Origin of the sequence: Aequorivita xiaoshiensis, assembly GCF_022008395.1 — a bacterium.
Taxonomy (GTDB): domain Bacteria; phylum Bacteroidota; class Bacteroidia; order Flavobacteriales; family Flavobacteriaceae; genus Aequorivita; species Aequorivita xiaoshiensis.
This window is the reverse complement of record NZ_JAIRBB010000007.1, coordinates 135,801-146,112: the sequence shown is the minus strand read 5'-3', so window position 1 is coordinate 146,112 and position 10,312 is coordinate 135,801. Positions and strand designations below refer to the sequence as shown.

Below are 10,312 nucleotides of genomic sequence, written 5' to 3'. Positions count from 1 at the left end.
GATGCTAGATGCTAGATGCTAGATGCTAGATGCTAGATGCTAGATGCTAGATGCTAGATGCTAGATGCTAGATGCTAGATGCTAGATGCTAGATGAAAATTAAAAAATCGATTACTATTTCCGAAATGTAAAAGTTATAATCAACAGGGCCGGACTTAAAAGTCTGGCCCTTTTTTATGACGCTTTTTTAATATGGTCACTACTTCAATTTACACGCTTAAGCCTAGTCTATTATCGTAAGATATCTCCTATGCCCGGGATTGGAAGGATGATTTTGAAGTCGAAGAAAATTATGGGCTGCCCCACTTGTTTTAGACCATTGAACTTTAAATATAATTTTTTTACCGGGAGTAACCTCAAGTGGGTACATGGGTAGAGATGCATTAAAGAAACCCTGACTTTGTATTGCTCTAATTTCTAGTTTTGGAATTGGGATACCATCTACAAGGATTCGAAATTTAGCAGTATGTCCTAAGGCCATGGAGCTGTTTTCTTGTTCTCCTATAGCGTAAAACGTTAAGTAAATAGTTGAGTTAGTCGGAGTAATTTCTATTTCTAAATCATCAAAATTCCCCCAACCACTATTTTCTCGTTCAATATCATTTATTCCAATGGCATGAAATTTTCTCGTTACCTGTTTCTCTGTTGTAGCATATCCTAAAACTGTCCATTTTCTAAGAGATTTACTATACTGTAAGGTTACAGATGAGTTTTTCCCTTTTAAATTCAAATTACTTTCATTTGGACATAGAATTCTTAAAGGATTTGCCGTTTTATCATTTACTATTGTCATTTCATAGTTTGTACTATTTATCAATCGTACAATTTGACCATCAGCTCCCGAAATTGGTTTAATACTCTTTATCGAAAAAGAACCCGTAGGGCCTTCAATGAGGTATTGAGAATAAGGCACTTCACCTAAATCAATATTTTCATTTATACCGTCGTTTATTTTAAGTGGAGCTCCACTTTCTCTTAAAGAAATTCCACCCTTAACATCGAGAGTAGTTGTTGGATTTGTATTGTTAATCCCTACTTGCGAAAAAGCAGAAACTGAAATAAAAAAAGCTGAAATAACAGTTAAGACCATTCTGTTATTCATAGTAAAGTTATAGATCATGACGTCAAATATGTTTGCTTAAAACGCGCGAAAGTATCATACTTTTCACAATCTAATCAATAAAACAAAATGATTAACCTAAACTTAAAAACTAAGGCGTGAGATTTAAAAAACCATATTAAGCTCCTTCCCCTATTTCAGGGGAAGGTGGATTTCAAATCGTAAAACGATTTGAAAGTTGGAAGGGGTGAGCTTAGCCTACCATTTCAAAAGTAAGACCACAAGTTCATGGCGCAAGCATCACAACTAAAGATTCAGACTTCTGTTCCCAAATTTATTTAGTTATACCAAGTATATCTATTTAGCCATTTCTAAAAGGCCAAAACCTGTCAATTATCATCTAAAGTTTTTCTTCCAAAAAACTTTGTATCGCTAGCTCATAGCTCTGCAGTCCAAAACCTACTATTATTCCTTTAGCATGGGGGGAGATGTAGCTTTTATGGCGAAAGTCTTCTCTGGAAAAAGTATTGGAAATATGTACTTCTACTACTGGAGTTGTAATTGCTCTTACGGCATCGGCAATACCTACTGAAGTATGAGTGTAAGCAGCCGCGTTTAGAATAATACCGTTGTAACTGAAGCCCACTTCTTGAATTTTATCAATTATTTCACCTTCAATATTAGACTGGAAATAAAAAATTTCATGATCTGAAAATTTCATTTCAAGTCTTTTGAAAAATTCGGTAAATGACTGGTCGCCATAAATATTGTTTTCTCTATTTCCGAGCAAGTTTAGGTTAGGTCCGTTTACAATGATTATTTTCATACCGTAAATATAGAAAATTAAAGAAAGAGCAATAAGTTCTTGTTCATAAAACAAAGTGAACAGCAATTAAAACGAATACCCAGCAGAAATTTGCAAGACGTTATTGATACTTTTAACGTCATAAGATGTACGATGGTAGCCAAGAACAACACCTTCAGTAGCGTTTACATTAGACATTCCAATTACATACCGTAGCTGCACAAATATTCCTAAATCTAATCGATATTCTGCACCTATTCCAAGTCCGAAATCGAAATTACTTATATCGTCTTTTAAATCGTTTTCTTGAGTAGTAGATCTACCTGAAAATCCGGAAGAGGTAATTTCGTTTTTAGCAGAAACAAGATACCCCAGCTGTGGCCCTCCCATTACGCTAAAATTATCTATCAGGTAATACTTTGCCATTAGCGGAAGGTTAATGTAATTAAGTTTTGTAATTATCCGTGGACCATCTGTTGCCATAGTATTATGTTCAGAACCTTGAGCAGAAAATAAAAGTTCAGGCTGAAAAGTTAAATTTGTTACAACTGGAAATTCTGCTAAACCCCCTAAATGATATTCAAACACTCCTCTTGTATTATTGGTAAAATCACCTCCAACACTGGCAAAATTAACTCCCCCCTTTACCCCTAACCTGAATTCAGATTGTGCGTGAATTGTAAAGGTCATAAAAACGAGAAAAATTGATAAATAAACACTATTTTTCATATTACTCCATTTAAAATATTAATGAGTTGAGCTTAAATTTATATTATAACAATTAGAATATATATCCCGTAGATACTTGAAACACATTGTTATCAACGTTTAACTTATAATCATCATTTGGATCGTACTTTCCAGACTCCCTAATTTCCATCAAGCCTTTGGTGAATCGTATACTAAAAAAGACTCCCATAGGTAGTTGGTAGCTTACACCGCCGCCAATTCCAAAGTCGAAAGTTCTTATATACTCGGAAACATTATTTTCTAATCCATTTGTAGTATATTCTGCTTCTACAAGAAAACTCGGAACAGGTCCTAGCTCTGCACTAAGTCCGTGAATTATATGATATTTTGCCAATATAGGAACATCGATGTAACTCAAGAGGGTTTCCGAACCAAAAAATTTGCTTCCTTTTTGTGAATAAAGTACTTCTGGCTGCACTGAAAACTTTTCCGTGAGTGGAATTTCTGCTAACCCCCCAATATGAAGCCCTACCCGTGTATCGAATCCTGTAAATGAATCTCCAGTAAAAGTCGATAAGTTTACCCCAGCTTTTGCACCAAAAGTTAATCCTTGAGCATCAGCGTTTACAAGTGTGAATACTGATAGCAAGATAAGTAGTAACGTTTTTTTCATATGTTAGATTTTAAAAATAACAATGTAATCTACACATAAAATCTTAAGTTTAAAAATGATTTATATAAAACAAAAAAAAGCAGGAAAATGAATTTCCTGCTTTCAAAAAAAATATATAATTTGGTTAGAAAGAATATCCTGCTGATACTTGGAATACGTTACTTTGGTTTGAACCTGAATAATCATCCACATCATTAACATCTAATAAGCCTTTGTTATAACGCAAACTAAAGAAAACACCCATATTTAAACGGTAAGTCGCACCAATTCCGATGGCTGCATCAAAACTTTTATACAAGTCCTTTATATCCACATCACTATCATCACTTGCATTAACTAACACCCCAAATACTGGCCCTGCTTCAGCACTTAAGCCTTCGATTATATAAAATTTGGCCAATACAGGTACACGTATGTAATCTAATTTAAGCGCGTTATCCCCTAGTCCCCAACTCCAATCTGAACCTTCAGATGAATAAAGTAATTCCGGTTGTAGGGCAAATTTTCCTTTTAATGGAATTTCAGCTAACGCTCCTATATGGAAGCTTGTTCTAGACCCTAAGCTACCAACACCATAACTATCCCCTCCTAAAGAGGCTACGTTAAGTCCTAGTTTTGCACCTAAGCGAACTTCTTGAGCTTGAGCAGTGGTACAGGTTAATGCTACTACGGCGATAAAAAGTAGAATTTTTTTCATAATTGATTGATTTAGTTTAAAAATTAATAGTTAATGTTTTTAATTTAAGATACTCCAATGGACATTTTTCTATGCAACATTACTTCACTTCTTCAAAAATATCTACACAAACCTATATATCTAGTTAAGGCTTAGCAAGTCCTATTTAGAATTCGGAGGTTTTCAGTTAGAATTCGGTAATAGAAGGAAACACGTGCCATAAACCACATAAGATAAGGGTTTTAGCTGTTTAGGTGTTGAATTTATAGTGTTCTTGTAATATAAAAAAACCACCCAAGAAGGGTGGTTTTCAATTGTGTTAATAAGATTCTAAGTTATTAGAATGAGTATCCTGCTGATAATTGGAAAACACTGTTGTTTACTTTATCATCACCAGAGTCGTTAATGTTTGATAATCCATGGTTATAACGTGCCCCAAAGAAAACTCCCATTGGAAGTCTATATGATACTCCAGCCCCAAGACCGAAATCTATACTAGCGATATCTTCTATATCACCTTCATCTTTTACAGTTACTCCACCAATTGTGCTTTCAGATTCAGCTTTAGAAGATGCAAGAAAACCAATTTGAGGACCAGCTTCAATTGCAAATCCCTCAGCTACATAAAATTTAGCCATTACAGGTACCTGAATATAGTCTAGTTTAAGGTCTGATTTGAACAAATAGTCAATACCCGCCTCTGTGCCGCTCTCTTCATACTTAGCACCTTGAGCAGAATATAAAACCTCTGGCTGAACTGAAAATCTTTCAGTAACTGGAATTTCTACTAAAGCTCCAATATGGAAACCTGTTCTAGAATCAGCATCGTCGATATCTCCACCTAAATTTGCGAAGTTAACACCACCTTTTGCTCCTAAACGCACTTCTTGCGCTTGTGTAGCGGTTACTGATAACATTATAGTTGCTGCAATAAAAAATAACTTTTTCATATTTATTTGTTTTTTTAGTTAACGGTACAAAGGTCTTAAATTAGGCAATTCACATCCTAATTTTTAATTTTCTTTTAACTGAAATCCTTCAAACTTTAGCGGTTTTTATGAAATCTAGTTATAGTCAATAAAAAAAACCACCCTGAATGGGTGGTTTGTTATAGTTATATTTAATTCTTCTTATAAAAAAGAATAACCAATAGTTAGGGATATATATTTATGTCTCCCACTTTCTAACTGATAATCCGTAATACTTGTAATTCCTAAATTAAAACGACCTTCAAGCCTAATTCCATACGGGAAATCGTAGCCCATACCCATTACAGCAGCAATATCGGTATCATTTCCAGCTGCGTTAACACTAGAATTATCAATAACAGTTCTTAGATCATCATTTATTAAAAATCCAACCTGGGGGCCTACTTGTATATAAAGTGGCTGATCATCTACAAGGTAATACTTTAAAACAACAGGTACGTTTAAATACGTTAGATCGAACTTTCCGCTACCACTACTGGTAAATTTAGCTCCTTGTTCAGAATACAATGCATCGACTTGCAACCCAATTCTATCTGAAAATTTTACACCTGCAAAAACGCCTACAACAATTCCTTCGGTATATTCTAGATTAAGCTTATCGAGGCCATAAACGTTCGAGAAGTTTATTCCTGCTTTAACGCCAAGATCAAATTCTTGTGAATAAGAATTCACTCCAATAAATAAGATGATAACTGTAACAATCAGTTTTTTCATATTAATTCGGTTTAGTTTTAACTAAAACAAATATATAGTATATCTAACAATCTAAATTGCTTTTATTTTAATTGTTAATATGGTTTTCAACAAATTGTTATACCGTATTCGAGCTTTAAATTGTTTACCGAAAATAATAGCCGTAATAAAAAAGCCACCCGAAATGGATGGCTTACATATTATAATTATATTTTATATTATAGGAAAGAGTATCCTAGCGCAAGAGAAAACACTGTGTTTTTTCCTTCAAAACCATCGGTTTTTGAAACATCAGACAATCCAAAATTGTACCTAGCATCCAAACGAACTCCGAATGGGAAATCGTATCCTGCTCCTACAATTCCAGAAACATCACTTTTTTCAGCATTTGCTTCAATAGAATTTGTTCCTAAAACATCTACATAAATATCGTCATCCAAAATAAACCCAAATTGCGGACCTGCTTGAATATTTAAACCTTGTATTAAGTAGTACTTCAATACTATGGGTACGTTTACGTAGTTCAAGTCGAATTTTCCATAATCAAACTCCCCTCCTTGTTGTGAATACAGAACATCTGCCTGAATCCCAACTTTGTCGGTAAATTTAATTCCAGCAAAAATACCAGCTTGGAAACCAGTTTTACTGGATAAATCATTAACATCTGAGATATTCGCAAAGTTAGCTCCAGCTTTAATCCCTAGGTCAAGACCCTGGGAAAAAGCATTTGCTCCCATAAAAAGTGCGCAAAACGCAATCATTAATTTCTTCATAGTGTAAGATTTTGATTTTTTATTTAAAACGACAAGTTATCCTTAATCTTATACATATTAAAATATTTAGAATTTTGTTAACTATTATAATTAGTAGTAATATAGCACTATGAACTGGCAACAAACTCTAAAAGATTATCAAAATTACCTCCGGTTGGAACGTGGACTTTCAGATAATTCTATAATTAATTATTCCTTAGATGTTAAGAAACTAACGCGCTGGTTAGAAAATAATGAAATAAAGACTTCTCCTGTTTCTATTTCTGAAGAAACACTTCAGCAGTTTATATATGACACAGCAAAAACAATAAACCCTCGTTCACAAAGCAGATTAATTTCAGGTCTAAAAGGCTTTTTTACGTATTTAATTTTTGAAGATTATCGAAATACTAATCCTTTAGAATTAATTGAAGCTCCAAAACTAGGAAGAAAACTTCCTGATACATTGGCCATTGAAGAAATTGACTCTCTTATAAATGCAATTGACTTAAGTTCTAAACAGGGAGAGCGCAATCGCGCGATAATTGAAACACTTTACGGTTGCGGCCTTCGTGTTTCAGAATTAACAAGCCTTAAAATATCCGATTTGTATTTTGATGAAGGCTTTATAAAAGTCACGGGGAAAGGCGATAAACAGCGTTTAGTTCCTATTAGTCCTATCACAGAAAAATATATAACCATTTACCAAAAACAAGTACGAGTTCATCATAAAATAGACCCTAAAGATGCCGATACGCTTTTTTTAAACCAACACGGCAGGCAACTTACACGGGCAATGATATTTACCATTGTAAAACGTTTAGCTGAAAAAGCTGGATTAAAAAAAACCATTAGTCCACATACTTTTAGGCACTCCTTTGCCACTCACCTTTTAGAAAATGGGGCCGATTTACGTGCAATTCAACAAATGCTAGGACACGAAAGCATTACAACTACCGAAATCTACACTCATATTGACAGAAAGCACTTGACTGAAGTTATCAATAAATTTCACCCTAGAAGGTAGGGGTTGAAATTTTGAGGAAATTTCAATTGCAAAAGCACTTTTTGCTTCTGAGTTCATAAGGTTAAAAAACTCCCAAACAGCTCCATTTTTTTTCTTTTCCTACAATCCTTTTGTATTTTGAAAGTGAAACTTAAAAAGATAAAATTTATATATATGAAGACATTAAAATTCAGTAATGGTGATACTATGCACGCCATTGGATTAGGAACATGGAAATCAACTGGAAATGAATTGAAAAAAGCGATAAAAGATGCTATTTACGCAGGTTACAGACATATAGACACCGCTGCAAATTACGGTAATGAAGCAATTATTGGAGAAGCCTTAGCCGAGATATTTGCAGAAGGTAAAATATTTCGCGAAGATGTATTCATTACTTCCAAGCTCTGGAACGACGCTCACGCAGAAGGCCAAGTAATCCCAGCATTACAAGATTCACTTAAAAAACTTCAATTGAATTACCTAGACTTATATTTAATCCATTGGCCAGTTGCGTTCAGAAATGGAGTTGAATTTCCTAAGAAACCGAGTGATTACCTTACTCTAGAAGAAGCTCCACTAATAGAGACTTGGAAACAAATGGAAGACGCCAAGAAAAACGGTTTAGCAAAGCATATTGGAGTTTCAAATTTTAGTGTTAAGAAGTTAAAGGACCTGATTTCTAAAGCAACAATAAAACCTGAAATGAATCAAGTAGAACTTCACCCGCTGCTTCAGCAAAATGATTTATTGGAATATTGTAAAAGTGAAAACATTTTGCTTACAGCCTATTCACCACTAGGTTCGGGAGATCGTATTTCGGCAATGAAGGCCGAAGACGAACCGAACATGTTTGATATAGATGTTTTAAAGGAAATTGCCAAGGATAGAAGCGCTACTGTTCCACAAGTACTAATTGCTTGGCATAATCACAGAGGTTGTGCTGCTATCCCAAAATCCACAACCAAAGATCATATAATTTCGAATTTTAAATCGGCAGATGTGGAACTCAGAGATTCTGATATGGAGAAAATTGCCAAATTAGACCGCCATTATAGATACATAAATGGAAAGTTCTTTGAAGAAGAATCTAAGGGATATGCAAATCTGTATGATGAATAGGAAGTAATAGATATTAAAAAAATTAAGCCGCAATTTTCATTGCGGCTTATTTTATATATCGTTAAACTAGCTTACTTCGCTATATTAACTGATCGTGTTTCACGGATAACAGTTACTTTCACTTGTCCAGGATACGTCATATCCGTTTGGATTTTTTGTGAAATTTCAAAAGATAATTGTGCAGCTTTTTCGTCGTTTACCTTTTCACTTTCAACCATTACACGAAGCTCACGCCCTGCTTGGATTGCGTAGGCCTTATTAACACCTCCAAAACCAAAGGCGATATCTTCTAAATCCTTTAAACGTTGAATGTAAGAGTCTAATACTTGACGTCTTGCTCCAGGTCTTGCCCCGCTAATGGCGTCACACACTTGAACAATAGGAGATAGTAAACTTGTCATTTCAATTTCATCATGGTGAGCACCTATAGCGTTGCAAACCTCAGGCTTTTCACCGTATTTCTCAGCCCATTGCATTCCTAAAAGTGCGTGAGGCATCTCTGTTTCCGTTTCGGGAACCTTTCCTATATCGTGTAATAATCCAGCTCTTTTAGCAAGTTTAGCATTTAAACCAAGCTCTGCAGCCATTACTCCACAAAGTTTTGCAACTTCACGTGAGTGATGTAACAGGTTTTGCCCGTAAGACGAACGATACTTCATGCGTCCCACTGCCTTAATTAGCTCTGGATGTAAACCGTGGATTCCTAAATCGATAACTGTACGCTTACCAACTTCAATAATTTCCTCTTCTATTTGCTTGGTTGTTTTCTGAACAACCTCTTCAATACGGGCAGGGTGAATACGTCCGTCGGTTACAAGTTTATGTAGTGATAGACGCGCAATTTCTCTTCTTACGGAATCAAAACAAGACAGAATAATAGCCTCAGGAGTATCATCTACTATAATTTCAACCCCAGTAGCTGCCTCTATAGCACGAATATTTCGACCTTCACGACCAATAATTCTACCTTTTACATCGTCGCTTTCTAGGTTAAATACAGAAACGCAATTTTCTACTGCTTCTTCTGTTCCTATACGTTGAATAGTATTAATAATGATTTTCTTTGCTTCTTGTTGAGCCGTCATCTTAGCCTCTTCAACAGAGTTTTGAACAAAGGCCATAGCTTGAGTTTTGGCTTCGTCTTTTAGGCTTTCCATTAATTGAGCTTTAGCTTCTTCAGCAGATAAGCTGCTGATTACCTCTAATTGCTCTACTTGACTGCGATGAAGTCTATCAACTTCGCTTTGTTTTTTATCTAGAATTGAAATTCTTTCGTCAAATTCTTTTTGTTTTGACTGAAGTTCAGCGTTTAATTTTTTTGATTTTGCTAGTTCACTAGAAACTTGCGACTCCTTATCACGTACTCGTTTTTCAGTGTCAGAAATCTTTTTATCACGGCTTAATATTACTTTCTCATGTTCTGCTTTAAGTTCTAAAAACTTCTCTTTCGCTTGTAATATTTTATCTTTTTTTATGCTTTCTGCCTCAGATTTTGCTTCTTTTAATATTGCTGCCGCACTTTTTTTAGCTCTAGATAGCACGTGGGATGCGTTATTTCTCTCCAGTATTTTTGCAATAAAAAAACCAATCGCTATCCCAACGATGGCACTAATTATTATAGTTACTATATCCATTTATTTGTTGATTTTTATATAAAAAAAAAGCCTACATCAATACATTAGTTTTGAATAAACTCCTTAAAAAAATGTTTAGGGCTAACAAGCTGATCAAGCATCCGCTCGAAGACGGCTCGCTTTTACAACTTTAACTCACCCTTTTTTAAAGAATTCGTGTTGAGTTTACCAAAAATAATATTAATGTAGGCAGTTACCTTATTTAATTAAAA

At 34.7% G+C, this 10,312-nt stretch carries 11 protein-coding genes and 1 other RNA gene; 2 read left to right on the top strand and 10 right to left on the bottom strand.

Going from position 1 to position 10,312, the window contains the following annotated elements; all coding sequences use genetic code 11:
* Positions 1–223: 223 nt before the first annotated feature.
* The 8 genes from K8344_RS09725 to K8344_RS09690 all read right to left on the bottom strand — a co-directional run bounded on the left by K8344_RS09725 (position 224) and on the right by K8344_RS09690 (position 6,359).
* Complete coding sequence (locus K8344_RS09725) at positions 224–1,102, bottom strand: hypothetical protein (protein WP_237608504.1); 879 nt, start codon at positions 1,100–1,102, stop codon at positions 224–226.
* 358 nt (positions 1,103–1,460) lie between these two features.
* Positions 1,461–1,886, bottom strand: coding sequence for a type II 3-dehydroquinate dehydratase (aroQ, locus tag K8344_RS09720; protein ID WP_237608503.1), 426 nt, complete (start codon positions 1,884–1,886; stop codon positions 1,461–1,463).
* 66 nt (positions 1,887–1,952) lie between these two features.
* Complete coding sequence (locus K8344_RS09715) at positions 1,953–2,594, bottom strand: porin family protein (protein ID WP_237608502.1); 642 nt, start codon at positions 2,592–2,594, stop codon at positions 1,953–1,955.
* A 52-nt stretch (positions 2,595–2,646) separates the two neighbouring features.
* Complete coding sequence (locus K8344_RS09710; protein ID WP_237608501.1) at positions 2,647–3,228, bottom strand: porin family protein; 582 nt, start codon at positions 3,226–3,228, stop codon at positions 2,647–2,649.
* A gap of 124 nt (positions 3,229–3,352) precedes the next feature.
* Complete coding sequence (locus tag K8344_RS09705) at positions 3,353–3,925, bottom strand: porin family protein (RefSeq protein WP_237608500.1); 573 nt, start codon at positions 3,923–3,925, stop codon at positions 3,353–3,355.
* 317 nt (positions 3,926–4,242) lie between these two features.
* Positions 4,243–4,854 (bottom strand): porin family protein, encoded by a 612-nt coding sequence (locus K8344_RS09700; protein ID WP_237608499.1) that lies wholly within the window; start codon positions 4,852–4,854, stop codon positions 4,243–4,245.
* A 180-nt stretch (positions 4,855–5,034) separates the two neighbouring features.
* Complete coding sequence (locus tag K8344_RS09695; protein WP_237608498.1) at positions 5,035–5,607, bottom strand: porin family protein; 573 nt, start codon at positions 5,605–5,607, stop codon at positions 5,035–5,037.
* A 197-nt stretch (positions 5,608–5,804) separates the two neighbouring features.
* Positions 5,805–6,359 carry a porin family protein gene (locus K8344_RS09690; protein ID WP_237608497.1) on the bottom strand — a complete coding sequence of 185 codons (555 nt, stop codon included), beginning with the start codon at positions 6,357–6,359 and terminating at the stop codon, positions 5,805–5,807.
* A 109-nt stretch (positions 6,360–6,468) separates the two neighbouring features.
* Between K8344_RS09690 and xerD the strand changes: the two genes are divergently transcribed.
* Both xerD and K8344_RS09680 read left to right on the top strand, forming a co-directional pair.
* Positions 6,469–7,365, top strand: coding sequence for a site-specific tyrosine recombinase XerD (xerD, locus tag K8344_RS09685; protein WP_237608496.1), 897 nt, complete (start codon positions 6,469–6,471; stop codon positions 7,363–7,365).
* Positions 7,366–7,518: 153 nt separating this feature from the next.
* The gene (locus tag K8344_RS09680) at positions 7,519–8,466 is read left to right on the top strand and encodes an aldo/keto reductase (RefSeq protein WP_237608495.1); all 948 of its coding nucleotides are present in this window, start codon (positions 7,519–7,521) and stop codon (positions 8,464–8,466) included.
* Between the two features lie 71 nt (positions 8,467–8,537).
* Here K8344_RS09680 and rny read toward each other — a convergent pair whose 3' ends face one another.
* Both rny and ssrS read right to left on the bottom strand, forming a co-directional pair.
* A complete protein-coding gene (gene rny / locus K8344_RS09675; RefSeq protein WP_237608494.1) occupies positions 8,538–10,100 on the bottom strand; it encodes a ribonuclease Y in 1,563 nt (520 codons plus the stop codon).
* A gap of 56 nt (positions 10,101–10,156) precedes the next feature.
* A non-coding RNA gene (gene ssrS / locus K8344_RS09670) (6S RNA) lies at positions 10,157–10,265 on the bottom strand.
* Between the last annotated feature and the right edge of the window lie 47 nt (positions 10,266–10,312).